Source organism: Nocardioides sp. NPDC051685 (assembly GCF_044453405.1).
Classification (GTDB): Bacteria; Actinomycetota; Actinomycetes; order Propionibacteriales; family Nocardioidaceae; genus Nocardioides.
In genome coordinates this window covers 1-25,843 of sequence record NZ_JBITCR010000023.1, presented here as the reverse complement: position 1 = coordinate 25,843, position 25,843 = coordinate 1, and the positions used below count along the sequence as shown (strand labels likewise).

Annotated in this window: 25 protein-coding genes; 15 read left to right on the top strand and 10 right to left on the bottom strand. The window is 67.7% G+C overall.

Annotated features, from left to right (window positions below; genetic code table 11):
* Positions 1-215: carboxyl transferase domain-containing protein (locus ACIA03_RS30120; RefSeq protein ID WP_396989190.1), on the bottom strand; the 215-nt coding region annotated here is incomplete at its 3' end.
* An 86-nt stretch (positions 216-301) separates the two neighbouring features.
* Between ACIA03_RS30120 and ACIA03_RS30115 the strand changes: the two genes are divergently transcribed.
* From ACIA03_RS30115 to ACIA03_RS30105, 3 genes are all read left to right on the top strand, one after another.
* Positions 302-994, top strand: a complete 693-nt coding sequence (locus tag ACIA03_RS30115; RefSeq protein ID WP_396989189.1) for a TetR/AcrR family transcriptional regulator — start codon at positions 302-304, stop codon at positions 992-994.
* 398 nt (positions 995-1,392) lie between these two features.
* Positions 1,393-2,211 carry an oxidoreductase gene (locus ACIA03_RS30110; protein ID WP_396989188.1) on the top strand — a complete coding sequence of 273 codons (819 nt, stop codon included), beginning with the start codon at positions 1,393-1,395 and terminating at the stop codon, positions 2,209-2,211.
* Between the two features lie 18 nt (positions 2,212-2,229).
* On the top strand, positions 2,230-3,384 hold the full coding sequence (locus ACIA03_RS30105) for an NmrA family NAD(P)-binding protein (RefSeq protein WP_396989187.1): 1,155 nt from the start codon (positions 2,230-2,232) through the stop codon (positions 3,382-3,384).
* 67 nt (positions 3,385-3,451) lie between these two features.
* On the opposite strand, the gene ACIA03_RS30100 is transcribed toward ACIA03_RS30105, so the two are convergent.
* Together ACIA03_RS30100 and ACIA03_RS30095 are read right to left on the bottom strand one after the other, a co-directional pair.
* Positions 3,452-4,972: an aldehyde dehydrogenase family protein gene (locus ACIA03_RS30100; RefSeq protein WP_396989186.1), complete on the bottom strand. Its 1,521-nt coding sequence runs from the start codon at positions 4,970-4,972 to the stop codon at positions 3,452-3,454.
* 45 nt (positions 4,973-5,017) lie between these two features.
* Entirely contained in the window at positions 5,018-5,587 is a 570-nt protein-coding gene (locus tag ACIA03_RS30095; RefSeq protein WP_396989185.1) for a TetR/AcrR family transcriptional regulator, read from the bottom strand.
* 316 nt (positions 5,588-5,903) lie between these two features.
* Here ACIA03_RS30095 and ACIA03_RS30090 point away from each other — a divergent pair, with 316 nt between their 5' ends.
* Together ACIA03_RS30090 and ACIA03_RS30085 are read left to right on the top strand one after the other, a co-directional pair.
* On the top strand, positions 5,904-7,253 hold the full coding sequence (locus ACIA03_RS30090) for an SCP2 sterol-binding domain-containing protein (RefSeq protein ID WP_396989184.1): 1,350 nt from the start codon (positions 5,904-5,906) through the stop codon (positions 7,251-7,253).
* Between the two features lie 47 nt (positions 7,254-7,300).
* A complete protein-coding gene (locus ACIA03_RS30085; protein WP_396989182.1) occupies positions 7,301-8,263 on the top strand; it encodes a PDR/VanB family oxidoreductase in 963 nt (320 codons plus the stop codon).
* An 83-nt stretch (positions 8,264-8,346) separates the two neighbouring features.
* On the opposite strand, the gene ACIA03_RS30080 is transcribed toward ACIA03_RS30085, so the two are convergent.
* The 3 genes from ACIA03_RS30080 to ACIA03_RS30070 are packed head-to-tail and all read right to left on the bottom strand — an operon-like array spanning position 8,347 to position 11,845.
* Entirely contained in the window at positions 8,347-9,450 is a 1,104-nt protein-coding gene (locus ACIA03_RS30080) for an alpha/beta fold hydrolase (protein ID WP_396989180.1), read from the bottom strand.
* Complete coding sequence (locus ACIA03_RS30075) at positions 9,384-10,709, bottom strand: lipase family protein (protein ID WP_396989179.1); 1,326 nt, start codon at positions 10,707-10,709, stop codon at positions 9,384-9,386. Before ACIA03_RS30075 ends, ACIA03_RS30080 begins: the two co-directional genes overlap by 67 nt.
* On the bottom strand, positions 10,706-11,845 hold the full coding sequence (locus tag ACIA03_RS30070; protein WP_396989178.1) for a thiolase family protein: 1,140 nt from the start codon (positions 11,843-11,845) through the stop codon (positions 10,706-10,708). The genes ACIA03_RS30075 and ACIA03_RS30070 overlap by 4 nt, the downstream gene beginning before the upstream one ends.
* 84 nt (positions 11,846-11,929) lie before the next feature.
* Here ACIA03_RS30070 and ACIA03_RS30065 point away from each other — a divergent pair, with 84 nt between their 5' ends.
* From ACIA03_RS30065 to ACIA03_RS30050, 4 genes are read left to right on the top strand one after another with little or no spacing between them, the layout of a single operon-like run.
* Complete coding sequence (locus tag ACIA03_RS30065; protein WP_396989177.1) at positions 11,930-12,742, top strand: crotonase/enoyl-CoA hydratase family protein; 813 nt, start codon at positions 11,930-11,932, stop codon at positions 12,740-12,742.
* Complete coding sequence (locus tag ACIA03_RS30060; RefSeq protein ID WP_396989176.1) at positions 12,742-13,506, top strand: SDR family NAD(P)-dependent oxidoreductase; 765 nt, start codon at positions 12,742-12,744, stop codon at positions 13,504-13,506. The genes ACIA03_RS30065 and ACIA03_RS30060 overlap by 1 nt, the downstream gene beginning before the upstream one ends.
* A gap of 35 nt (positions 13,507-13,541) precedes the next feature.
* Positions 13,542-14,759 (top strand): acyl-CoA dehydrogenase family protein, encoded by a 1,218-nt coding sequence (locus ACIA03_RS30055; protein ID WP_396989175.1) that lies wholly within the window; start codon positions 13,542-13,544, stop codon positions 14,757-14,759.
* Position 14,760: 1 nt separating this feature from the next.
* Positions 14,761-15,771, top strand: coding sequence for a phosphotransferase family protein (locus ACIA03_RS30050; RefSeq protein WP_396989174.1), 1,011 nt, complete (start codon positions 14,761-14,763; stop codon positions 15,769-15,771).
* 92 nt (positions 15,772-15,863) lie between these two features.
* Here ACIA03_RS30050 and ACIA03_RS30045 read toward each other — a convergent pair whose 3' ends face one another.
* A complete protein-coding gene (locus ACIA03_RS30045; RefSeq protein WP_396989173.1) occupies positions 15,864-17,465 on the bottom strand; it encodes a long-chain fatty acid--CoA ligase in 1,602 nt (533 codons plus the stop codon).
* 96 nt (positions 17,466-17,561) lie between these two features.
* Here ACIA03_RS30045 and ACIA03_RS30040 point away from each other — a divergent pair, with 96 nt between their 5' ends.
* From ACIA03_RS30040 to ACIA03_RS30015, 6 genes are all read left to right on the top strand, one after another.
* Complete coding sequence (locus ACIA03_RS30040; protein WP_396989172.1) at positions 17,562-18,719, top strand: thiolase family protein; 1,158 nt, start codon at positions 17,562-17,564, stop codon at positions 18,717-18,719.
* On the top strand, positions 18,716-19,105 hold the full coding sequence (locus ACIA03_RS30035; protein ID WP_396989171.1) for a Zn-ribbon domain-containing OB-fold protein: 390 nt from the start codon (positions 18,716-18,718) through the stop codon (positions 19,103-19,105). Before ACIA03_RS30040 ends, ACIA03_RS30035 begins: the two co-directional genes overlap by 4 nt.
* Positions 19,106-19,255: 150 nt before the next feature.
* Complete coding sequence (locus ACIA03_RS30030) at positions 19,256-19,657, top strand: SCP2 sterol-binding domain-containing protein (RefSeq protein ID WP_396989170.1); 402 nt, start codon at positions 19,256-19,258, stop codon at positions 19,655-19,657.
* Positions 19,654-21,168: an aldehyde dehydrogenase family protein gene (locus tag ACIA03_RS30025; protein ID WP_396989169.1), complete on the top strand. Its 1,515-nt coding sequence runs from the start codon at positions 19,654-19,656 to the stop codon at positions 21,166-21,168. The genes ACIA03_RS30030 and ACIA03_RS30025 overlap by 4 nt, the downstream gene beginning before the upstream one ends.
* A gap of 3 nt (positions 21,169-21,171) precedes the next feature.
* Positions 21,172-22,302 carry an NAD(P)-dependent alcohol dehydrogenase gene (locus ACIA03_RS30020; protein WP_396989168.1) on the top strand — a complete coding sequence of 377 codons (1,131 nt, stop codon included), beginning with the start codon at positions 21,172-21,174 and terminating at the stop codon, positions 22,300-22,302.
* Between the two features lies 1 nt (position 22,303).
* The gene (locus ACIA03_RS30015; protein ID WP_396989167.1) at positions 22,304-22,741 is read left to right on the top strand and encodes an ester cyclase; all 438 of its coding nucleotides are present in this window, start codon (positions 22,304-22,306) and stop codon (positions 22,739-22,741) included.
* A gap of 68 nt (positions 22,742-22,809) precedes the next feature.
* Here ACIA03_RS30015 and ACIA03_RS30010 read toward each other — a convergent pair whose 3' ends face one another.
* From ACIA03_RS30010 to ACIA03_RS30000, 3 genes are all read right to left on the bottom strand, one after another.
* On the bottom strand, positions 22,810-24,264 hold the full coding sequence (locus ACIA03_RS30010; RefSeq protein ID WP_396989166.1) for an aldehyde dehydrogenase: 1,455 nt from the start codon (positions 24,262-24,264) through the stop codon (positions 22,810-22,812).
* Positions 24,261-25,373 (bottom strand): NAD(P)-dependent alcohol dehydrogenase, encoded by a 1,113-nt coding sequence (locus tag ACIA03_RS30005; RefSeq protein WP_396989165.1) that lies wholly within the window; start codon positions 25,371-25,373, stop codon positions 24,261-24,263. Before ACIA03_RS30005 ends, ACIA03_RS30010 begins: the two co-directional genes overlap by 4 nt.
* 81 nt (positions 25,374-25,454) lie before the next feature.
* Positions 25,455-25,673 (bottom strand): hypothetical protein, encoded by a 219-nt coding sequence (locus tag ACIA03_RS30000; protein ID WP_396989164.1) that lies wholly within the window; start codon positions 25,671-25,673, stop codon positions 25,455-25,457.
* Between the last annotated feature and the right edge of the window lie 170 nt (positions 25,674-25,843).

The window sequence follows — 25,843 nt, the reverse complement described above, 5'->3', positions numbered from 1 at the left end:
TCGACCTCCTGGAAGGAACCCTCATCGAGCAGCATCTCGATCCGCTCCCGCGCGGTCTGACGCCCCTTCGCATGCTGCTTCTCCACCGCCTTCGCAGAACCAGCATGGACAGCCTCGTCAAGACGACGCTCCAGCTCGGCCAGCTTCCCGGCAGTCGTGTGCAGATCGATCTCGGCGCCCGGGGAATCGGGTGCGGTGGTGGGCTCGGCGCTCAACGGGACTCCTTGTGAACTTCAGTGTCAATGAATGAGACTAAGTGTCATGGGGCATGATGTCCAGGGAACGATCCAAAAGGAGTGTGATGGCAGCAGCGCGTGACGAGATCTCGGACGCGGCGTTCCGCCTGTTCGGGATCCAGGGGTACGCGACCACCTCCGTCGACGACATCGCGTCCGAGGCCGGTGTCAGTCGCAGCACCTTCTTCCGCTCCTTCGGGTCCAAGGAAGCCGTGATCTTCCCCGACCACGACGAGCTTCTCGCCCGGATCGAGGAGCGACTGCGTTCCTCGCCCTCGGATGCCGGACTCGCCGCCGTCACTGACGCGGTCAAGATCGTGCTGTTCCACTACGTCGCGGAGGGCGAGCGTGCGCGGGAGCGCTACGGATTGACCTCCACCGTGCCCGCGCTCCGTGAGCGTGAGCTGGTGAGCGGTGCCCGCTACCAGCGCCTCTTCCGTCGATACCTGAGCCACTGGGCCGATGCCTCGCCAGAGGCAGAGCTCCGTGCCGAGATGACGGCAGCGGCAGTCGTCGCGGCGCACAACCGCGTGCTTCGCCGTTGGCTCCGACGGGAGTGCACGGACCCGCAACGGGAGATCGAGCAGGCGCTGGCTGCAGTCCACCGCACCTTCGCCGAGGAGGGCGAGGCATCGATCGGGATGCTCGTCGTTCCGGCCGGCGTACCTGCCTCTGCTGTCGAAAAGGCAGTGAAAAGGGCGCTGGAAGGAATTGCTGTCCGAAACCTCGATCGGGAACCCGACGTCAGGCCTGGGTGAAAGCGAATGGGCTGGCCTGTAAGCCGGGATCCGTTCCTTCGAGGACGGCTGTCGGTGGTCGCTGATGGTGTGTGGCGCTTGACCTGCGAAAACGCAAACTACGCGCACGGTTGCCGACGGTCTGCGTTGGCTCTCGATCGGACAGTAGCCGGACAGTAGGTCGCGCGGGCCGCGTTGCTGTGCCGATCCTCCGGGCGTCGTCATCGCCGTCTGATCCCGCTCGAACGTCTGGTTGCTCCTTCGGCGGCTCGACGTCACTACCAGCACTCCGCAGGGTGTTGACGCGGACGCGATGGCACTCCCGATGTCAACGCCGCCGCTCGCGGGTTCTTGCATTGGTGAAACCGATCGGTTTATCGTGATGAAAACCGATCGGTTTCGCGGCGAATCCAGGAGTCATGATGGCAGCAGTTCGGCAGGTGGCATTGGTAACAGGGGCATCCTCCGGTATCGGGAAAGAGACGGCCTTCGCGCTGTTGGAGGCGGGTTATGAGGTGGTCGGAACCAGTCGAGATGTATCGAAGGTGGGCTCGTTGGGCGGCGTCAGACTCATCGATCTCGACGTTGTCGACGAGCGATCGGTCGCGGCAGCGGTCGGCGGGGTGATCGATCGTTTCGGCCGGATCGACCTGCTGGTCAACAACGCTGGTATCGGTTCGCTGGGCGCGGCCGAGGAGACCTCCGTCGAGGAGGCACGTACGGTCTTCGCGACCAACGTTTTCGGCGTCATGCGCATGGTGCGGGCCGTGCTGCCACACATGCGTGCTCAGCGCAGCGGGCGCATCGTCAACGTCTCGTCGGTCGTGGGGTTCCTCCCGACGCCCTACATGGCTGTCTACAGTGCCTCCAAGCATGCGATCGAGGGCTACTCCCAATCTCTGGACCACGAGGTCCGCGAGTTCGGCGTCCGGTCGGTCCTGGTCGAGCCCGCCTACACCAGTACCGGGTTCGAGGCCAACACCACGATGCCCGAGGAGCCGCTGTCGGCCTACGACGTGCGGCGGCGCGACTTCGGTCGCCTGTTGGCAGCGGCGGTCAGGGACGGTGACGACCCTGCCGACGTCGCCAAGGTGATCCTTGCGGCCGCGACCGATGCGCGGCCGAAGCTGCGCTACACCGCCGGCCCGCTTGCGGGCCGCGCAGGACTGCTGCGGCGCCTCGCTCCCGACCGGATCTTCGACCAGCAGATCCGCAAGCTCAACAAACTGCCCGCCTGAACCTGGCGGACCATCGCGGTGGCAGGAGTCCGCGACCGCGACCCATCTGTGAACTCAACTTCGGAGTCGAAAACCATGTCTACTCATTCCACCTCCACAATCTTCGTCATCGGCGGCACTGGGGCCCAGGGGATGCCCATCATCAAGGCTCTTGTCGCTGACAAGAAGTACGCCGTGCGGGTCCTCACGCGTGATGCCAGCTCTGCCCGTGCCAAGGCTCTCCTCGAACTTGGCAACGTCTCGATCATCGAGGGGTCGTTCGCCGACGAGGACGTTCTGCGCGAGGGCTTTCGTGGCTGTGACGGGGCGTTCGTCAACATCGACGGTTTCAACACCGGCGAGAAGACCGAGACCTACTGGGCCTTCCGCAGCTATGAGATCGCGATCGAGGAAGGAATCAAGTTCTTCGTCTACGGAAACTTGGACTATGCCCTGAAGAAGTCGGGCTATGACTCGCGGTTCCGGACCGGCCACTATGACGGGAAGGGTCGTATGGCCGAGTGGGTCCTCTTCCAGAACGAGGTGAACAGGGACCGGATGGGGGCGGCCGTCTTCACCTCCGGTCCCTACATCGAGATGGCGATCTCGCCGCTCACGCCCATGACGCCCAGCATCGAAGACGGTGTTGTCACCTGGCGGGTCCCGCTCGGTGACGGAGCCGTTCCGCACGTCGCTCTCGACGACTGCGGATTCTACGTCCGCTGGCTCTTCGATCATCCGGAGCGAGCCAACGGTATGGACCTCGAGGTCGCGATCGAGCATGTGACCTACGCGGAGATGGCTGCGGCGTTCGAGAAGGTCACCGGGCATCCGGCCCAGTACATCGACATCGATCTGGAAACATACTGGGGCAGCCCGGACCTGAAGGGGATCGCCGATCACCCTGCCGGCTACAACGCCGATCCGGACGACAAGAGCACGATGAGCTTCCGCGACAACTTCACGGGCTTCTGGAACATGTGGAAGCACGGAATCATCACCAGGAACTACGCCCTGCTCGACGAGATCCACCCCAACCGGATCAGGAGTGTTGAGGAGTGGTTCCGTCGCGAGGACGAACTGGGGCGTGAGCTCGGCAAGGGAAGCCTCTGGGAGAGGGTCCAGCCGGAGAATTGGACCATGGAGTCAGCGGTCCTCAAGAGCAGTGCGGACCTCAGGACCGGCAAGCTGTAGCCATCCCCCGTCGCCACCGTGCGACGTGGCCGGTCGACTCGCGTACGCGGTACCACGACAGCTTCGATCAGCGGTGCTGGTCGAAGCTGTCGTGATGGGCGAAGGTGCGTCGGGTGGTCAGGTCGGCGCCGGTGAGCACGCCGGCCCGGCCCAGGAGCCGGCCGTTCTCCCAGTTGGACAGGCCGAGCTCGGGGCGGTCGAGCGCGTACTGGCCGTCGACCCAGCGGGTGAATCCGTCGCCGACGAAAGGGGCGTTGACCCGGTCGCAGAACCGGGCGTGCGCGGCCGGGTCGGCCGAGATGAACGAGGCCACGAACTGGGGGCTGTAGGTGTTGAAGAGCGTGATTGCTTCGTCGATGTCGTCGACGACGACGAGGCTCAGCTCGGGTGTGTCCTCCCATTCCCACTCGGTGCCGAGCTCGTCGATGGGCAGCAGGCTCGCGCGTGGCTCCGGGGCCGTCTGCTCGGCGCGGCGTACGTCGATGCGGCGCTCGAGCTCGGAGGTCGGGACCCAGCCTTCGCTGCCGATGGCGACGTGGACGCGGGCGTGGCCACCTCGGGTGGCGGCGGCCTCGTCTGCTGCCTGGAGCAGCACGGGCACGAGCTCGTCGGCGCGGTCGTGTGTGATGGTGACGACGTTGAGGGTGTTGCAGACCTTCCGGTCCAGGGAGTGCCGGACGACACGGGCGAAGCGCTCGGTCTCGGCGGTGTGGTCGGCGACGAGCCATGCGCCGCCGGTGCCGTGGGCGCTGACCGGGATCCCGCTTTGGCGGGCGACGCTGCCGAGCTGGGTCACTGCGGCGCCAGAGCCGCGTACGACGGCCAGTGCTAGGCGGGGGTCGCTGAACAGGGCCCAGCCGGCGGCGCGGTCGCGTACTCCGACGAGGCTGATGGCGCCCCCGGGCAGGCCGGCGGATCGTAGGGCGGGGCGCAGTGCGTGCTGGTCGATCGCTTGGGCTGTTGCGAGTGCGTCGCCACCGATGCGGAGAACGGCGGTGTTGCCGGTGGCCAGGACGCCGGCGGCGTCGGCGAAGACGTTGGGTCGCCCTTCGAAGACGAAGCCGATGACACCGAGCGGGGCGGAGACGATCTCGACGTTCCAGCCGTCGTGCTCGACGCGCTCGATCAGATCGGCTGAACCGTCGGCTGTGCGGGTTTCCTGCTGGGCGGCCCAGCCGCGCAGGCCGGCGATCATGTCTTCGCGCATCTGTGCCGAGACCCTCAGTCTGGTCGTCGATCGCCCCTGGTCCTCGGCGCGGAGGACGTCGTCGGTGTTCGCGGCTTCGATGTGCTCCCAGACGGTGTCGTCGGCCAGCATGTCGGCGAAGGCGGTGTAGAAGCGCTGGACGGCGTGTGGCGCGACTGTCCGCAGCTGCGTGAACGCGTCGACCGCCGCGTCGACCTCGGTTGCGACGGCGGATCGAATCGCCTCCGGTACGTGCAGCAGCGCCCCCGTCGACTGCACCACGTGCAGCTGGTCGCCGGCGCGGAAGGCCGCGGCGAGCTCTGCGGGAACGGTTGTGTATCGGTCCCCGCCGAAGGGAATCACAGCGCCTTCGGAGAGGGTGGTCAGTGCGGCGACGGTCATGCGGTCTCTCTCAGTCATGGTGCGGTTGGCTCTGTCGCTGCAGGGTCAGCGCATTCCTTCGGCGTCGAGGAGGGCGCTCACCGTGGGTGAGATGAGCCCGGTCAGATCATCGACCCCGATTCCGGCGCGCGCACTGGCGCCGTCGAAGATCAGCATGAGCTGACGGGACAGCAGGTCGGGATCGCTTGCTCCGCCCTGCTCCGCCTCGGCGCGGAAGAACTCCGCCAGGGCTTGCTTGACGCCGCGGGCCACCCGACTTGCAGGATGGGTCGGGCTCTTGAGCTCGATCTGGACTGTCAGATACCGACAACCCTGGAACTCAGGCGCGAGCGTCGCGGTCTCCATTCGCTCGAACACGTGCAGGATGCGCTCGCGTGGTGATCCACCGTCGTCCGGAGAGGGGAGGAGCCATGCCGTGTAGGCGGGTGCTCCCCGCTCGAGGCTCGCTGCCAGCAGCTCGTCCTTGCTCTCGAAGAGCTGGTAGAGAGAGCGCTTCGATACTCCAGCCGCCTGGCACAACGCCTGGATGCCGACTCCGATGCCGTGGCGGTAGCTGAGCTCGGCCGCCGCCTCCAGCAGCCGTTCTTCAGGGCTCGCCTTTGCCTCCATGGTCATGCGGCGAGTCTAGCCGGAATTGCGCCGATGTAAAACCGATCGGTTTCCGGCTCGGTTTGCAATCTGGAAACCGGTCGGTTTATTGTCCTGGTACCGATCGGTTTCCCACCGTGAGTGGTGGCCTCGTATCCCTGGGGTGCAACGAAGCACCTATGTTTCGAGTTTCCTGTGGATCGATCTGACGTGAGGCCCGCTTGTGGCACGACCGACCGCAGGAGCCGCAGGAGCTGCGCATTCTGACCACCGTGGAGCGTGGGAGGAAGACCTGCGCGCGTCATCGCGCTCCGAGACCATGTCAGATCAGAAAGGATCATCCTTGTCCAGCAAGAACAAGCTCGAGGACCATCCCACCGTCGTGCAGATTCGCCAGCGCGGCGACCAGGGTGTCGTGCGGCCGGCGGATCCGCTGGACTCGGCCTGGCTGCGTGAGCTGTGCCTCGAGGCGGGTGCGGACGATGTTGGTTTCGTCGAGATCGACCGACCTGAGATCTCCGATCAGCGAGAAGACCTCGAGGCCGCGCTGCCTGGTGTCCGAACGCTGATCAGCATGGTGACCAGGATGAACCGGGAGAACATCCGTACGCCGTCGCGTTCGGTGGCCAACCTGGAGTTCCATCACTCGGGTGACCTCATCAATGACGCCGCGAGGCAGGTCGTGAGCAAGCTCGAGTCGATGGGCGTACGCGCCCTCAACCCGGCGATGGGCTTTCCGATGGAGATGGAGAAGTTCCCCGCAAAGGCCTGGGTCGTCTCGCACAAGCCGGTCGCCGTGGCGGCCGGGTTGGGCCAGATGGGTCTGCATCGCAACGTCATCCACCCCAAGTTCGGCAGCTTCGTCCTGCTGACCACCATCCTGGTCGATGCCGAGGTGGGCGAGCTCTCCCAGCCTATCGGCTACAACCCCTGCGTAGACTGCAAGCTGTGTGTGACTGCCTGCCCGACGGGGGCGATCGCCGCGGACGGTCACTTCAACTTCTCGGCCTGCTACACCCACAACTACCGCGAGTTCATGGGCGGATTCGGTGATTGGGCCGAGCAGGTCGTGGAGAGCCGCGATCGTCATGACTACCGCTCCCGGGTGAGCGACCAGGAGAGCGCGTCCTTGTGGCAGAGCCTCTCCTTCGGCGCCAACTACAAGGCGGCCTACTGCATGTCGGTCTGCCCGGCGGGGGAGGACGTCCTCGGTCCCTGGCTGGACGATCGCAAGGCACACGTGGACACGGTCGTGCGCCCGCTGGTGGACAAGGAGGAGACCGTCTACGTGGTCCCCGACTCCGACGCCGAGAAGCACGTGGCCAAAGCGTTCCCGAACAAGCAGACGAAGCAGGTCGGGATGAGCCTTCGGCCGGCAGACATCGCCGGTCTCGTTGAGGGCATGCCCCTGGTCTTTCAGCGCGATAACGCGGTGGATATGTACGCGACGTATCACTTCACCTTCACCGGATCCGAGAATCGCCAGATCACCGTGACCATCCGCGACCGCGAGCTCGAGATCTCGGAGGGCCTTCACGGCGATCCCGATCTCCGGATATCTGCTGACTCCGACACGTGGATGCGTTTCCTCTCCAAGAGATCTGTGCTTCCCTGGGCGCTTCTTCGCCGACGTATCAAGATGCATGGCTCGCCCCGACTGCTCCTCGCTTTCGGTCGCCTTTTCCCGTCCTGACCATCGATAAGACCCACCCGAGAATTCATCACCAAGGAGAGGAAGTCATGGGAATCTCTCGCGTCGAAGATGAGCGCGATGTCGTAGTGACCGGCAAGGAGGAGATGGCTGACGGTGTCGTGCGGCTCACGCTGCGTGACCCAGAAGGCCGGCCACTGCCGGCGTGGGAGCCAGGAGCCCATATCGACCTGATGCTGAAGGAGGACCTTGTCCGCCAGTACTCGCTGTGCGGCGATCCTGGGGACCGCTCCAGCTTCCAGGTCGGAGTGCTGCGTGAGCCCGAGAGCCGAGGCGGATCGAGCTACGTGCACGACGTCCTTGCGGAAGGTGACACCATTCGCATTCGCGGTCCTCGCAACAACTTCCCGCTGGAGAAGGCGAAGCGCTATCTGTTCATCGCGGGTGGCATCGGCATCACCCCGATTCTGCCGATGATCGCCGCGGTCAACGGCCGCAGAGCCGACTGGACCCTGGTCTATGGAGGACGCACTCGCGCGTCGATGGCGTTCCGCGAGGATCTGCAGCGGGCCTACAAGGACAGAGTGAAGGTCCGGCCCCAGGACGAGTTCGGCTTGCTGGACCTGCCCGCCCTGCTGGGCAAGCCGCAGCGAAAGACGGCCATCTACGTCTGTGGGCCGGAGCCGCTCCTTGCAGCGGTCGAGGCGGCCTCTCAGAAGTGGCCGAAGGGGGCGTTGCACATCGAGCGGTTCGCGCCGAAGAGTGACCTCGCCGCCGGGCCGCGCAGCAGCTTCGAGGTCGAGCTGGCTCAGTCCGGCAAGACGTTGCAGGTCTCGGAGAACATGTCGATCCTGCAGGCCGCGGCGAACGCCGGGGTCTCGGTGATGAAGTCCTGCGGGGAGGGTGTCTGCGGGACCTGCCAGACGAAGGTGCTGGCGGGGGAGATCGACCACCGCGACTCCGTGCTCGATGACGAGGACCGCGCTGCCGGTGACACGATGATGGTCTGCGTCTCCCGGGCCAAGGGAGATCGCCTCGTTCTCGACCTCTGATCAGGCCGACCTCTCGTGGCTGGTCGGCTTCGCTGCTTGAATGCCGAAGCCGGACCGGCGCCGAGAGGTGGCCTGATCGGGGCTCATGTCAGCGAGTTCAGCAGGTCGGCGGGAACATCGGGCCGCTCCAGGGCGATGAAATGACCGGCGCCGGCGATCTCGGTGAACTCGGCTGCGGGAAGCAGCTCCTTGTTGGCCCGTCGGTCCGTGGGGCGGGACCAGTCCTTGTTGCCATAGACGAGATGGATCGGCGCAGTGACCTCGGTGTGGCGGGACCGGGCCTCGATCAGGCTCGGGAGGTTCCCGTACACCGCGCGAGCCACCGCCGGATAGCCCGGTCGGCGGCCCACCCGGAGCAGCTCGTCGAGATAGTCGTCGCGGAGCGCGGACCTGTCGCCCAGGCCACCACGGAGGACGGCGCACATGATCGGCCTGGGCTCGACCGCGGCGATCCTGGGCCCCACGCATCCTGGACCCCACGCATCCTGGACCCCACGCATCCCGGCCCCCACGCATCCCGGCCCCCACGCATCCCGGCCCCCACGCATCCCGGCCCCCACGCCGGGAGCGAGGACGCCGGCGACGATGAATCGGGCCAGCAGACTGGAGCGGGCGATCCCGCCGGCATAGTCGTAGGGGTTGATGGCAATGACCCGTCGGACCCGGTCCGGGAGCTCGGCTGCTGCGGTCAGAGCGAGCACTGCTCCCATCGACTCACCGAGGATCGTGACGTCGTACAGGTCGAGCTGAGTCAGGAGCGAGGTGACGGCTGCGCGCATGGCGGGCTCGTCGTAGGAGGCTCCCGGAACGATCTCGGAGTGACCCATCCCGGGGAGGTCGAGAGCGTAGACGGTGTAACGATCCCGAACCAGGGGGATCAAGCTCGCGGAAGTGGTCGGCCTGGTGCGCACCGTGTGCAACAGGACGAGAGGGCTGCCGGTGCCTCCGGTGAGATGGCGGAGTCGACCTCGGCGGAGGTCGCCCGGTCCTGCCGGGCCCAGAACGTCGGTGGTGGTCCCGGGGGTCGGGATCGTGGATGGAAACGCAAGGTGCGTCGCACACCCAGAGGCAGACGGGCCGACGGCCGTGCCGTCGACCCGCCTGCCGTCGATCTTCCGCTTCAGGGCGTCGAGGTCACCCGGCAGCCGGGATCGGCCGGCTCTCCGTGGAGTCGATCGGTGAGCCACGCGATCCCGGTCGGGGTGGTGAAGGCTGCGCCGACCACGTGCTCGATGCCGTCGATCCTCTCGAACGTGACGTCAGCGCCATGAGAGCACCAGCCGGCGTAGAGCTCCTGGCCCTGGGCGAACGGCACGACCGTGTCTGTCGTGCCGTGGTAGACGTACGCCGCGGCGCCGGGGTCACGCGTGCCCAGAAGCGACCGCTGGTAGGCGTGCTGCCAGTTGACGTCGGTCAGCACGTCAGGTGTGGTGACTTCGCTGATCGACATCGTGCCGAAGGCTGTCGCGCCCTCGACGAAGCAGGACTCCTTGACCCTGTCCACCGCGGCTTGTCCGTCCGCTGTGAGTCGGGAGGCCAGTGCGAGGTCGGGGTAGGCGGTGTCCAGGCCGACGAGTGTTGCGATCGCGAAGCCGGAGCCGACCGGATTGCCGCTGAGATGGTTGACCTCGACCCACATGTCGGTCGGTACGCCCCCGGCAAGGACTCCACGCAGATCCAGCTCTGGCGCGTAGCTGGGCTGAAGCTCGGCCGCCCAGCCAGCAGCTTGGCCGCCTTGCGAGTATCCGCTGATGCCCACGGGCGACTGCTGCGACAGGCCGGCACCTTCGACCTGCTGCGCGGCGCGCAGCGCGTCCAGGACGTTGCGACCCTCTGAAGGGCCGACCAGGTACTCCGGAAGGCCAGGTGTGCCCTGCCCGACGTAGTCGGTGATCACCACCGAGACGCCGTTCTCCAGGAACCGGTGGTGCTCCGAGGTCGAGTAGTCCGCGCTCGTTGCGTTGAGCGTCGACAGATCGGTCTGCTTCGAGGGAGCGCACTGATCGCCGAGGCCGCGCGTTCCGGGGGCGTGCACTACCACTGGGTTGTTCTCGCCGGGTTGCTGGGTCAGCGGGGTGAGCAGCACGCCGGTGACGGCGACGGTCGCCCCTCGCGCCGACCGAGACAGGTACATGATCCGGGTCGCGCGTGCTTCGGGATACAGCGACGCGGTGATCGACTCGGACTTCACGAGATCTCCCGGCAGGCCCTGAGGCAGCGGCGACGGCGGCACGTAGAAGTCGCTCTGGGTGAGTGCCAGGTCGGGGAGCGGCGATAGTGACGCCGAAGCCGGCGTCATCGTGACGATGAAAGCCGTGATCGCCGCGGTGGCTATCACGAGAAGAGGTCGTCCGATCGAGTGCATGGGGTTCTCCTGGCGGTTCGCGGGGTGGCGGCTGTCGAGGATCTGGGCGGACGTTCGGTCGGGGCGAGCCGAGCTGGTCATGTCAGCAGCTCGAGGATCGTCGCGTTCGCCTGACCTCCGGCCTCGCACATCGACTGCAGCCCGTACCGGATTCCGTTGTCGCGCATGTGGTGGATGAGGGTCGTCATCAAGCGTGCGCCGCTCGCGCCGAGGGGGTGGCCCAGGGCGATGGCCCCGCCACGCGGATTGAGTCGGCTCGGGTCGGCTCCGGTCTCGGCCAGCCATGCCATCGGGACGGGCGCGAAGGCCTCGTTGATCTCGAAGGCGCCGATGTCCTGGATGCCCAGGCCTGCTCGGCGGAGGGCTTTCTCGGTGGCGGGGATGGGGGCGGTGAGCATGATGACGGGGTCCGAGCCGGCGAGCGCCACCGTGTGCACCCGCGCGATCGGCCGAAGCCCCAGCTCGGCGGCCTTCTCGCTGGTGGTCATCAGGAGCGCGGCCGAACCGTCGGAGATCTGGCTGGCGTTGCCGGCCGTGATGAGCCCGTCGGCGCTGAACGGCGTCTTGAGCGCCGCCAGCGTCTCGAGCGTGCCGCCGCGGCGGACCCCTTCGTCCTGCGTGAGCGTCCCGCCGTCGGTCTCGACCGGCGTGATCTCGGCCTCGAACAGGCCGCCGTCCTGCGCGTCAGCTGCGTGAGCATGCGAGCCGAGGGCGAAGTCATCGACCTGGCTGCGGGAGAACCCCCACTTCTCGGCGACCATCTCGGCACCGAGGCCCTGGTTCGGCACGCCGTACCTGTCTTGGAAGGTGGGTGAATACGGTTGCTGGTCTGCGGTGGAGGAGCCCATGGGCACTCGCGACATCGACTCGACGCCACCCGCCACCACGACGTCGTAGTGACCCGCGATCAGGCCGGCTGCTGCGAAGTGCACGGCCTGCTGCGACGAACCGCACTGCCGGTCGACGGTCACGCCGGTGACCGACTCCGGCCACCCGGCTGTCAGCACTGCGGTGCGGGCGATGTCGTACGTCTGCTCGCCGATCTGGCTCACGCATCCCCAGATCACGTCATCGATCAGCGCGGGGTCGAGGCCGGATCGCTCCGACAGACGGGTGAGGACGTGGGCAGAGAGGTCCGCGGGGTGCATCCCCGCAAGACCGCCGTTGCGCTTGCCTGTGGGGGTGCGAACCGCCTCCACGATGACTGCATCTCGCATGGGAATCCCTTTCATTGACCGTGCGTACGGTCAAGGATAGTGTGAGTTCTCGATCTGGCAAGCCCTCGAGTGGAGACAGTCACCATGAACGAACCGTCAATGGCCCCGGCCGAGACCTCGAACGAGCCCGTGCTCGTCGAGCGTCGAGGAGCCGTGGCCCTGATCACCTTGAACCGGCCCGCGGCGATGAACGCGATCAACGCCGACCTGTCTCGCGCCCTGGGGGCGGCGATCGCAGAGTTCGCAGCCGATCCGGACCTGCGCGTCGCGGTGTTGACAGGGGCCGGTCGTGCCTTCTGCGCTGGTGCGGACCTCAAAGAGCTGGCCGCAGGCCGGACGGTGCACGACTCGGATCATCCTGAGCGCGGCTTCGCCGGCTTCGTACGCCACTTCGTGGACAAGCCGGTCATCGCCGCGATCAACGGGTTCGCGCTCGGAGGCGGAACGGAGATCCTCCTTGCGTGCGACCTTGCCGTGATGAGCAGCGAGGCGCGACTCGGGCTGCCCGAAGTCAAGCGTGGCCTGGTCGCGGCAGCGGGCGGTGTTCTGCGACTCCATCGTCAGATTCCACCGAAGCTCGCGGCCGAGGCCGTCTTCACTGGAGAGCCGTTGGACCCGGCGACCGCCTTGCGGTGGGGCTTGGTCAACAGCGTCGTACCGCCCGAGCGAGTCCTCGAGGAGGCGTTGGAGCTGGCCGAACGAATCGCAGCCAACGCTCCGGTCGCGGTCCGGGCGAGCAAGCGGATGATGATGCGCAGCGCCACGGGCTCCGACTGGGAGCCGGAGATGTGGGAGATGAACGAGGCCGAGTTCGCATCGGTCCGTGACAGCCAGGACGCGCGCGAAGGTGCCCGTGCGTTCGCGGACAAGCGTGTGCCGCAGTGGGTAGGTGCGTGATGGGGGTCCTGGACCTGTACCGCCTTGATGGACGCGTCGCGGTCGTCACCGGAGCCGGCTCCGGGCTGGGGGCCGAGTTCGCGGTTGCGCTCGCGGAGGCGGGGGCGGATCTCGTTCTCGCCGCGCGGCGGACAGACCGGCTCGCCTCGACCGCATCGGCGGTCGAGGCGGTGGGTCGTCAGGCGCTCGTCGTTGCCGCCGATGTGGCCGACCCTGATCAGTGCGCGCACGTCGTCGGGCAGGCCATGGGGCGCTTCGAGCGGATCGACGTGCTCATCAACAATGCGGGGCTCGGCACCGCTGTTCCGGCGCTCCGCGAGCGTCCGGAAGACTTTCGCCGCGTCCTCGACGTCAACCTGATGGGCGCGTACTGGATGGCCCAGTCGTGCGCACGAGAGATGAAGCCCGGATCGAGCATCGTCAACGTCGCCAGCACACTCGCGTTCATCGCGCCCCCGGCCCCGCAAGCGGCGTACGCAGCCAGCAAAGCAGGCCTTGTGGGTCTCACTCGCGACCTCTCCGCTCAATGGGCGGGCAGGAACGGTATCCGCGTCAATGCGTTGGCTCCCGGATACGTCAGGACGGAGATGACCGAGGACGTGCCCAGCGAGATGCTCGACGCCTTCATCGGCGCGCGCAGCCCCCTGAACAGGCTGGGGGAGTCGGCCGAGATCTCCGCGGCGATGCTCTTCCTCGCCAGCCCCGCGTCGGGGTACGTCACCGGGAGCACGCTGGCTGTCGACGGCGGCATGTCGGGCCACTGAGGACAAAGGCACACACCATGAGCTTGGAGAAGACAATGACGAACAGCACGGCCACCCAGACGGCCGAGCGCCGGACCGACGTGTCCGACCTGGCAGCACGGACACGCGCCTTCGTGCGCGATGAAGTGCTTCCCATCGAGGATCGCCACGACGGCGACGTGACCGCTGCCGGGGGAGATGTGCTGCGACGGCAGCTGCAGGCACGAGCCCGTACGCTCGGGCTCCTCGCCCCTCACGGCCCTGTGGAGTTCGGTGGCCAGGGCCTGTCGATGACCGAGCGGGCCCGGGTGTTCGAGGAGGCTGGATACGCACTCTTCGGTGCCATGGCGATCAACGCGGCGGCCCCCGACGAGGGCAACATGCACCTGCTCGACCACGTCGCCACCGACGAGCAGAGGGCACGCTTCCTCGGGCCGTTGGTGCGCGCCGAGGCGCGGTCGGCCTTCGCGATGACCGAGCCCGCCCCTGGGGCCGGCTCCGACCCAGCGGCACTCCAGACCAGTGCCACACGCGTCGCCGGTGGATGGCGCATCGACGGACGCAAGCTGTTCATCACCGGTGCGGATGGCGCGGACTTCTTCATCATCATGGCCCGGACCTCCGGAAAGCCCGGCGAACGAGGCGGCGGCACGATGTTCCTGGCGCCGGCAGACACGCCCGGTATTCGCGTCGGCCGCCACGTACCCACCATGGATCGTTCGATGGTGGGTGGCCACTGCGAGGTCTTCTTCGACGGCCTCGAGCTGGCCGACGATGCGGTGCTGGGTGAGGTCGACGAGGGCTTCCGTTACGTCCAGGTCCGGCTCGGGCCGGCACGGATGACGCACGTCATGCGGTGGCTCGGCGCGGCCGTCCGAGCACACGAAACCGCACTGGACTACGTGACGTCGCGCCATGTCTTCGGGCGGTCGCTCGGTGACCAGGGGATCGCTCAGCACCTGATCTCCGAGAACGAGATCGACCTCGCTGCGACCCGCGCGCTGCTCGACGTCGCCTGCGCGGCGCTCGATAGCGGAGCCCCGGCAGCCCAGGAGACGTCCATCGCGAAGACGTTCGGTGCCGAGGCGATCGGCAGGATCGTGGATCGCGCCGGACAGCTCTGCGGCGGCCTGGGGGTCTCCGCCGACCTCCCCATCGCCCGCATCGCCCGGGAGGTCCGACCCTTCCGGGTCTACGACGGCCCGTCGGAGGTGCATCGGTTCGCGATCGCCAAGCGGGCGGTCAAGGCTGCGCGTCAGCGCACGGAAGGTTGATGTGACTGTGCTGGTCGACACCGCTGCCCTCGACGGGCACCTACGTTCGCTCGGCGTCCCTGTCGCAGGACCGCTCACCGCTGAGCTCGTCGCGGGCGGACGCTCCAACCTGACCTATCGACTCAGTGACGGCGTCCATCGGTGGGTCTTCCGACGGCCACCGGCGGCGGGGCAGACCGCGTCCGCCCACGACGTGGCCCGCGAGGCCCGGGTGACGGGCGCGCTCCAGAAGACCGACGTGCCGGTCCCTCCTGTGATCAGCCTGTGCGAGGACCTCGCCGTCATCGGCGCGCCCTTCACCATCACCACCTGGATCGATGGCGAGGTCATCCGGGAGAGGTCCGAGCTGGATCGAGTCGGCGACGAGGACCTGCGGCGTGCGACCGCATCCATGATCGACGTGCTTGCGACCCTGCACGAGGTGGATCCGTACGCCGTCGGGCTGACGGACTTCGGCCGTCCGCAGGGCTTCGTCGAACGGCAGGTCGCGCTGTGGCGACGGCAGTGGGAGCAGGTCAAGACCCGTGAGCTCGCCGACCTCGAACGTCTGCACTCCCTGCTCGAGCAGCGACTGCCGATATCGACCGAGACCGCGGTCCTGCACGGCGACTTCCGGATCGACAATCTGATCCTGGATCCGCTCGACCCCGCTCGGGTCCTGGCGGTGCTGGACTGGGAGCTGTCGACGCTCGGTGAGCCGCGTACGGACGTGGCGCTGATGTGCGCCTACCGCAATCCCGCCCTCGACGCGGTCCTCGGTATCCCGGCGGCCTGGGCGAGCCCGCGGCTGGCCTCCGCCCAGGACATGGCGAGCGCCTACGTCGACCGATCCGGTCGAGACCTCGGCGACTGGGGCTTCTACCTGGGGCTGGCTCATCTCAAGCTCGCCGTCATCGCCGAGGGCATCGCCTACCGAGCCATGGCTGGGGCAGATGCGGGCCGTAACGCCAGGGCTGCTGCCGACGCGGTGCCTGAGCTCGTCGCGTCGGGTCTTGCCTGCGTGACCGGCTGAGACGGCTGTCGAGGAACAACCGGTCAGCGTGGGGCGCGGAAACAACCCGCACCCCACGCTGACCAGGCAGCCGGCGACCTCATCCGTCGTGGTCAGACCGAGGTCGACGATGCTCGCAGAGCGTTCTTGTCCGGCTTGCCCACGCTGGTCCGGGGGATGGCCGAGGTGAAGGTCCAGCGGTCGGGGATCCACCACTTGGCCACCCGGCCGCTGAGGAAGGTCACCAGCTCGTCCTCGCTGAGCTCGGCCCCGTCCAGACCGACCACGAAGGCGTGAGGTCGTTCCTCCCACTTCGGGTCCGGGATGCCGATCACGGCAGCCTCGCTGACGGCGGGATGGTCGGCGATCGCGTTCTCCAGCTCGACGCTGGAGATCCACTCGCCGCCGCTCTTGATGCCGTCCTTGAGCCGGTCCTTCAGCTGGACCCAGCCTCCCGGATGGATCACGCCGAGGTCTCCGGTGCGTAGCCAGCCGTCGTCGAACTTGGTGGCGTCGGCACTGCCGAGGTAGGAGCCGGTGACCGTGACACCGGCCACCTCGACCTCACCTTGTGACTGACCGTCCCAGGGCTGCACGACGCCCTGCTCGTCGACGATCCTCACGCGAACCCCCGGCATGACTCGCCCGCTCCGGGTCGTCCAGCCGATGGCCTCGTCCGGGGAGGTGCCCGCCGGGGGACGCGAGTAGGTGAGCAGAGGAGACGTCTCGGTCATGCCCCAGCCCTGGGTGATCTGGAGGCCGTTCCTCTCCTGGATCTGCCGCGCAAGCGACGGGGAGAGCGGGGAGCCGCCGGAGACGGCGACCCGAAGACCGGCCAGATCGACTCCGTTCGCATGGGCATGCTCGCCCAGCTGGCTCCAGATCGTCGGTACGGCGGCCAGCATGGTGGGCCGTGTCTGCTCGATCATGGCGGCCAGGTGCGGTGCCTGGAGATACCTACCGCTCATCACGAGCCGCGCCCCCGCGATCCACGCGGCGTGGACCCAACCCCAGGCGTTGGCGTGGAACATCGGCACCACCGGCAGGACGGTGTCGGCATCGCTGAAGCCGTACGCGCTGCCCGTCGAGATCATCAAGGTGTGCAGGTACGTCGACCGGTGGCTGTAGGCCACGCCCTTGGGGTCGCCCGTGGTGCCCGTCGTGTAGCACAGCACGGCCGCCTCGTCCTCCTCCACGACCGCGAGCGTGCTCATCGGCTCCGCGTCCTCGACCAGATCGTCGTAGAGATGGAAGGTGACGCCCTCCACGTCGAGCGCTTCGAGATCCACCGCGCCGATGCAGACGACGTGACGGACGCTCGGCACCTCGGCGAGGAACTCCGTCAGCAGGGGGAGCAGGTCGGCGTCGACGAGAACCACCTGATCCTCGGCGTGCCTCGCGATGTAGGAGAGCTGGGAGGCGTGCAGCCGCAGGTTCAGCGTATGCAGCACCGCGCCCATTCCGGGGACGGCGAAGTATGCGGCGATGTGGTGAGAGGTGTTCCAGCACAGGGTCGCGACCACGTCACCGCGGCCGATGCCGAGTGCGGCCAGGGCGGTGGCCAGCCTGCGACTCTCGTCGGCGACCTCGGCGAACGTGCGGTGGACGAGGGCACCGTCCTGGTAGTCGGTCACGGTCGCGTCGGCATGGATGCGCTCGCCGTGCTCGAAAAGGTCGGCGATGCCAAGCGGATGGTGCTGCATCGTGGCGTGCACAGTCAGTCTCCCTTCGGTTTCGGACGCTCCCTACGCAGGTCACGTCCCTAGATCTCATGGTATCCTGCAAACCGTACGTACGGTCAAGGAGTGAAGATGGCGGCAATCGCAGGGCTCGGGCTCACCGAGGTGGGCAAGGTATTCGGAAGGTCTTCGTTCGAGTTCGCCGCGGAGGCGGTCGACCTGGCGGCTCGAGATGCTGGACTCACCCTGGGTGATATCGACGGACTGCTGATCAACCCTGCGCTCACCTCGCCGGCCTTGGATCTGACCCTTGCCCGGCGCTTGGGACTACGCGACCTGCGCCTCCTGACGCAGCTGACCGCCTACGGTGCCTCCGCTGGGGTGATGGTCGCCCAGGCCGCGCAGGCTGTCGAGAGCGGGGCCGCCGATGTGGTCGCCTGCGTCTTCGCGGACACCCCTCGGTCCGAGTCCAGCTCGGGCTCGGACGCCTATCGGGCCACCTCGCTGCAGGCACGAGGCGTTCGGAGTGCGGAGACCGCGGCCGGCCTCACCAGCACGACACATCGGTACGCCCTCGCTGCGGATCGGTACATGTCGACCTTTGGTGTGACCCACGACGAGCTCGGAGCGGTCGCGGTCAGTCAGCGACGCTGGGCCGAGCTCAACCCTGTCGCTGCGATGCGTACTCCGATGACCCTCGACGACTACCACGCCTCGCGTTGGGTGGTGGAGCCGCTGCATCTGCTCGACTGCTGTCTGGTCTCCAACGGCGGTGCTGCGGTGATCGTGACGAGCGCCGAGCGGGCACGCGACCTGCGTCAGCCGCCGGTGCTCGTCCGTGGTTGGGGCCAAGCCCATCCGGCGCCGCCGCTGCGGGCCGGCAGCACGTTCGGCTTGACGACGGGGGCGAAGGCCTCCGGTCGGGCTGCGCTGGCGATGGCCGGCCTCGAGGTGGAGGACGTCCAGATCCGCGAGATCTATGACTGTTACACCTACACCGTCCTCGTCACCCTCGAGGACTACGGGTTCTGCAAACCTGGAGAGGCGGGGGCCCTCGCTGCGTCTGGTGCCCTGGCGCCCGGTGGTGACCTGCCCACCAACACCGGGGGAGGGCAGCTCTCGTCGTTCTACCTGTGGGGGATGACGCCCCTTCACGAGGCGGTCACCCAGGTTCGCGGGCAGGCCGGCCGCCGCCAGGTGGCTGCGCATGACACGGCGATCGTGAGTGGGAACGGCGGGATCCTCGAGCACCATTCGACCCTGGTTCTCACGTCGGAGGCGGCCGCATGAGTGTCCCCGGCCGGGCGCCGGCGCGGCGCGATGAGATGACGGCGGAATGGTTCGACGCCTTGAACGCGGGCCGGCTGCTGCTGAGGACCTGTCCACGCGGTCATCGCAGCCGACCCGACGTGCTGGTGTGCGATCACTGTGGTGCCCTCGACCTCGGCTGGGCCGAGGCCGGTGGGCGCGGCACGGTGGTGGCTCGTGCGGTGGATCACTCCACACGGCCGGCCACCTGCCTGGTGATCGTCGAGCTCGACGAGGGTCCCTGGCTGACCACGCGGCTGGAGGGCGCCTCGGTCGAGCGGGGCGAGAACGTCGTCGTCCGCTACGTCCAAGGCGACGAGGGCGAGGCCTATCCGGTGGTCACGGGGCTCGGGCCTGACGCCTCCTGAACACGGTCTGTTCCGGAGGGAGCCGGGATTCTTCGCCGATGGGTGACGACCATCACGGAATGCATTGACCGCACGTACGGTCTGTGGCAATGTGAGTCCTTGAGACGCAGACCCGATCGAGGTCTGCCCAAGCCACAACAGGAGGATCCGATGAGCTACTTCAAGGACGACGCGGAGGTCTACAAGTACCTCGGAGGCGTGTTCCGGGTCGCAAACGATGTGGAGGGCGTCGGATCGAATCTGCGCGCCGCCGACATCGTGCTTCGCCTGGACTACAGCAACCCCGCGTCGAGCATCACCGTCGTGCTGAAGGAGCCCACCATCGAGGTCATCGAGGGCGACTCCGACATCGAGCCGGACGTGCGGATGTCCATGTCGGCGGACCACGGCAACCAGTTCTGGCGTGGTGAGTACAACGTCGCCGTGGGGCTCGCCAAGGGTCAGGTCAAGGCCAAGGGGCCGGTCACCAAGATCCTGAAGCTCATCCCGGCCGCGAAGCCGGTCTTCCCGCTCTACCGGGACCTGGTCGGTGAGAAGGACGCCGCCGAATGAGCGCATCCACCACAACCGTGCCGCACTTCCAGATGTACATCGACGGTCGATGGGTCGATACGGATGATCGGTACGAGCTGACCAACCCGGCGAACGAGGAGCTCGTCGCCACCGCTGCCAGGGGCACCGTCGAGCACGCCGACCAGGCTGTCGCCGCCGCGCTGGCGGCGCACCGTCGGGGGGAGTGGCGCAACACGGCCCCGGAGGACCGTGCGGCGACGATGAGCCGGATCGTCGAGATCCTCAACGAGCGCATGGACGAGCTGGTCGAGCTGCACGTCGCCGAGAACGGTGTCACGGTTCGGCAGGCGATGGCGTTCCACGTCGGGTACTCGATCTCGCACCTGCAGTACTTCGCCGACCTGGCGCGCACCTACCAGTTCGAGTCGTCCGGTCCGATGCTGAGCTACCCGACGATGGCCGCCGGCATCACGCGGCGGGAGCCGATCGGTGTGGTGGCCGGGATCGTGCCGTGGAACTTCCCTCTGCTGTTGGCCGTCTGGAAGCTGGGCCCCGCGCTGGCGGCCGGCAACTGCGTGGTCATCAAGCCGGACGAGAAGACGCCGGCGACGCTGCTCGAGCTCGCCCGGGCGGCGCACGACGCCGGCCTGCCCCCTGGGGTGCTGAACATCGTCACGGGCGAGGGCGAAGAGGTGGGCAAGCGCCTGTCGGTTCATCCCGACGTACGCAAGATCGCGTTCACGGGGTCGACGGCCGTCGGCCGGCTCATCGCCCAGCAGGCGGCGGACAACATCAAGAAGGTCACCCTGGAGCTCGGTGGCAAGGGGCCGAACATCATCCTGCCCGATGCCGACCTGGACACCGCGGTCGATGCCGCGCTCTTCGCGTTCTGCCTCTACCAGGGGCAGGCCTGCGAGTCGGGGACCCGCCTGCTCCTGCCGGACTCGCTCCACGATGAGTTCGTGGGGCGGATGATCGAGCGGGCCAAGGCGATCAAGGTGGGCGATCCCGCCGACTTCGATACCGACATGGGGCCGATCATCTCGGCAGAGCAGAAGGCCCGTATCGAGTCCTACCTCGAGCTCGCTCCCAAGGAGGGCGCCACGGTTGCGTTCCAGGGTGAGGTGCCGTCTGGCCCGGGCCACTGGGTGCCGGTCACGATCCTGACCGACGTCACCAACGACATGCGTATCGCCCAGGAAGAGATCTTCGGTCCGGTCCTGTGCGTGTTGCGCTACTCCAACGTCCAGGAGGCGATCGACATCGCCAACGACAGCGAGTATGGGCTGTCCGCCGGTGTCTGGAGCGAGGACGTCGACGCCGCGATGGAGGTCGCTCGCCAGCTCGAAGCCGGGACGGTGTGGATCAACGACTGGCACATGGTCAACGTCGTCTACCCGTTCGGTGGGTTCAAGCAGAGCGGCGTGGGCCGAGAGCTCGGTCCGCATGCTCTGGACGAGTACACCGAGGAGAAGTTCGTACACGTCGACCTCGCACGTTCGCGAGAGCGCCGGATCTATGACCTGGTCGTACCGACCGAGGAGGGCTGAGCCATGCGAGCTGCAATCTTCGAGGAAGCAGGAACTGCTCCGGTCCTGCAGGAGGTCGAGCACACCGCACTGCAGGACAACGAGGTGCTGGTCCGGATCGCGGGCGTCGGCATCTGTCACACCGATCTCACCGGCCTGAACGGCAACGTGCCGCTGCCGACACCCGCGGTCCTCGGTCACGAGGGCGCGGGGGTCGTCGAGGCGATCGGAGCCGGTGTCGACGGCCTCGAGGTCGGCGACCACGTCGTGCTGACCTTCGACACGTGCGGCGACTGCCGCTCCTGCAACGCCGGCCATCCGGCGTACTGTGAGCTCTTCGCGCCGTTGAACTACTTCGGTACGCGGTTGGACGGCTCGACGACCATGGTCCAGGGCGACCGGGAGGTCCACGGCAGCTGGTTCGGCCAGTCGTCGTGGGGAACTCACGCCGTCGCGAGCGCACGGAACGCCGTCAAGGTCGACCAGGCGGCTCCGATCCACCTGCTCGGCCCGCTCGGATGCGGCCTCCTGACCGGAGCCGGCACCGTCCTCAACGTGCTTCGCCCGCAACCCGGGCAGAGCATCGGGTTCTGGGGTATGGGAACGGTCGGCCTGGCCGGTCTCATGGCAGCGAAGGCGTCGGGCTGCGCGAACATCGTCGCGGTCGACCTCAACGACGACAGGCTCGCCCTCGCGCGAGAGCTGGGGGCGACGCACACCTTCAACCCGTCCTCCACCAAGGATGTGGTCTGGGAGATCCTCGAGGCCACCGGGGGACTCGACTCCGCGATGGAAGCCGTCGGCCTCGGCGGTGTGGTCCGGGAGGCTCTGGCGAGCCTGCGCTCGCCGGGAATCTGCGCGACCGTCGGTCTGCAGACGCTGGAGAACGACATCACGATCGATCAGGGGCACCTTCTCATCGGGCGCACGCTGACCGGTGTGATCGAGGGCGACGCCGATCCGCACCAGCTGATCCCGCGGCTGGTCGAGATGTGGGGCGCGGGAGAGTTCCCGTTCGACCGGCTCGTGGCCGAGTATCCGCTCGACCACATCAACGCCGCCCTCGACGACTTCCACGCCGGCAAGGTGATCAAGCCGATTCTCATCCCCGGCTCCCCTGTGTCCGGTGACGACAACCACGAAGAGGAGAAGTGACATGTCAGAGACCGCGGCGGTGATGGAGGATCGCGCTGCCTGGATCGAGGAGTTCTTCAGGCGGGTCGACACCCATGACTTCGAATGGGTCGAGTCGGCGCTGGCACAGGACTGCGTGATCGACGCTCCCGGGTTCAAGCATGAGGGCGCTGAGGTGGTGGTGCTCTGGATGGCCGGGTTCTTCGCCGCCTTCCCGGATCTCCGCCACCGTCCTCACCGTGTGATCGCCGAGGGGGAGGAGGCAGCCTTCCTCGTCGAGGTGACCGGCACCCACACCGAGGATCTCGCCTTCCCCGACGGCGGCGCTCTGCCGCCGACCGGCAAGTCCATCCGGGTCGAACTGGCCGAGTTCTGGAGGTTCGAGGGTGCACAGGTCGTGGAATACAAGGTGATCTATGACCAGGCCGACTTCCTCGGTCAGCTCGGCGTAGGTGTCTGAGAGCCCGCACCTTCAGGGCAAACGAACAGGGCGCTGGACCGTGCAAACGGTCCAGCGCCCTGTGGCGTTCATCCGCGGAGGTATACCGACTTCAGCGTCACGTAGGCGTCGAGACCCTCCGGTCCGAGCTCGCGGCCGAGGCCTGATGCCTTGACGCCACCGAAAGGTGCGGACAGATCGAGATCGAAGAAGTTCACCCCGATGGACCCGGTCTCCACCCGGCGCGCCACCTCGAGACCGCGCTCGACGTCCGTCGTCCAGACGGTCCCGCCAAGGCCGTACTCCGAATCGTTGGCCAGGCTGATCGCGTCGCTCACGTCGTCGTACGGCAGAACCGCGAGCACCGGGCCGAAGATCTCCTCCTTGACGGGAGTGGCGTCCGGGGCGAGGTCGGCGAGGACGGTGGGCTCGACGTACCAGCCCCTGTCCATGTCGCGCGGCCGTCCGCCTCCCGCGACCACGCGGCCGCCCTCGGCGCGACCGGCCGCGATGAAGCCCTCCACACGCTCACGCTGCCGCTGGCTGACCAAGGGTCCGACTCGCGTGGCGGGGTCCAGCGGGTCGCCCACGCGGAACGACCGCGCGAGGTCCGCGACCGCGTCGACGACCTCGTCGTACCTGGAGCGCGGCGCGAGGATACGGCTGTTGAGGTAGCAGGTCTGCCCGTTGTTGAGGAGGCTGACCCAGGCGAGCCCGCGGACCGTCTCCGTCAGATCCGCATCGTCCAACACGATGGCGGCGCTCTTCCCGCCGAGCTCCAGGGTCACCGGGCGCAGCAGGCGCCCGCAGACCTCGCCGATCGCCCGCCCGGCGGCGGTGGAGCCGGTGAAGGCGACCTTGTTCACCAGAGGGTGGGCGACCAGGTAGGCGCCGACATCACGACCGCCGGTGATCACGTTGATCACTCCTGGCGGGAAGCCGCACGCCTCGGCGGCCGCGGCGAGCGCGAACGCATCCAGGGCGGTCTCCGGGGCGGGCTTGATCACCACGGTGCATCCTGCGGCCAGCGCCGGCGCCAGCTTGAACATGGTGAGCGACTGCGGGAAGTTCCAGGGCACCACGAGCGCGACGACCCCGACAGGGTCGCGCCGGACGACGGTGACGCGGCCGGGAAGGTTGGCAGGGCGCCGTTCCTCGACGGGAGTGGTCTCGGCCAGATCTGCGTAGTAGCGCAGTGTCGCCGCGGGTCCTTGCCCCTCGGCCACGCGGGCCAGGCTGATCGGCATGCCGTTCTCGTTGCTCACCACGTGAGCGGTGTCGTCTCCCCGGGAGGCGAGCTCGTCGGCCAGGGCTCGCATCCACCGCGCGCGCTGTTCTCCGGTCGAGTCGGCCCACGGTGACGTACGCAGGGCCTGCTGGGCGGCGTCGACCGCACGGTCGACGTCGGCGAAGGTCCCCGTGGGAGCGGCACCGAACGGCTCCTCGGTGGCTGGACAGATGACCTGGGTGAGGGCCTGGTCGCTCGACGGCTGCCATGTGCCTCCGATGAAGAGGTCGGTGTGCTCCTGGGTGAGGGTGGTCATGCGATAGCTCCTGGGATGAGGACGGCCTTGATGGTGTCGCCGCTGGCCATGTCGGCCTCGGCCTGGTTGATGTCGCTCATCGGGTAGGTCCGGATGAGGCGGTCGAAGGGGAGGCGACCTCGTCGCCACAGCTCGATGAGCTCGGGAATGAGTTCATGTGGAACGGCGTCACCCTCGAGGATCCCGGTGACGGTCTTGCCGGTGGCGAGCGCGTCGCCGGGGAGCTCGATGGAGCCGGCGACGGCCGAGACGAGGCCAAGCGTGCCTTGCGGGCGTAGTGCCCCGACCCCGGCCGTGACGACGGCGGGCGCTCCTGTGGTGTCCAGGGCGGTGTCGGTGCCTCCCTTGGAGATCTTCTTGACCTGGCTGGCGATCTCGCCCACGGAGAGACCGGTGGAATCGACGACGTGCGTCGCGCCGAGCTCCAGGGCTAGATCGAGCCGCGAGCGGTGGCGGTCGATGGCGATGACGTACTCGGCATTCGCGGATGCGGCGGCCATCACCGCCGAGAGTCCGACTGCACCCGCGCCGTAGATCGCCGTGCTTGTGTCGCGCGCTACCTGGAGGACCCGGAACACCGAGCCTGCGCCGGTCAGTACGCCGCAGGCGAGGGGGCCGAGCAGCTCCAGCGGGACATCGTCGGGCACAGGCACGACGTTGCGTGCCTCGGCCACGGTGTGGCTCGCGAACGAGGACTGTCCGAACCACCGGGCTCCGATCGACCCGCCCGCGAGGTCTTGTGCTCGGCCGCCGTCGTCGTCAGCGCGGCCGACCAGGTTCCGCCTCCAGAAGGAGCGGCAGTAGGCGGGGTGCCCGTCCGTACATGCCGGGCACGTCCCGCAGTGGTCGAAGGAGAGCACGACGCTGCTACCGACGGCTACGTCGGTGACCCCCGGCCCCGTCGCGGTCACGACGCCCGCACCCTCGTGGCCCAGGATGAGCGGTGGCTCGGCCATGAAACCGTCGATGCGGGGGAGTAGATCGGTGTGGCAGAACCCCGTGCCCGCTATCTCGACGAGCACCTCGCCCGGGCCGGGGTCGGCGAGGTCGACGTCCTCGATCTTGAAGGCGCCGGCGCGTTCGCGCAGTACTGCAGCTTGGATTCGCATTCTTCACCTCTAATTGACCGTGCGTACGGTCAATCATATCGTGATGCACCTCCATCCACCAGGGCGGCTGCGTCGCACCTGTCAGGCCGTGGCTGCGGCTTCGCTCTCCACGACGGCCTCGATCGCTTCGCGGACGACCTTGGCGGAGTGGCCCTCTGGATCGCTGAGCTCTGCGACACGGTCGCGGTCGACGAGGAGGCTGCCCAGGACGAGGTCGACCAGACTGCTTCCGATGGCGCTGATCGGGCGGTCGCCGTCAGGGTGGAACCAGGTCCACGCCCACTGTGCCGAGCCGAACATCAGCAGGGCGGGGGGGGGGGGGGGGGGGGGGGGGGGGGGGGCCCCCCCCCCCCCCCCCCCCGGGGGGGGGGGGGGGCCGCCCCCCCCCCCCCCCCCCCGGCCATGTCGGGGCGCCAGCGGAGTACCTCCCGCTGGAACGCCTCGGGGTCGACCATCGATTTGTCGACCTG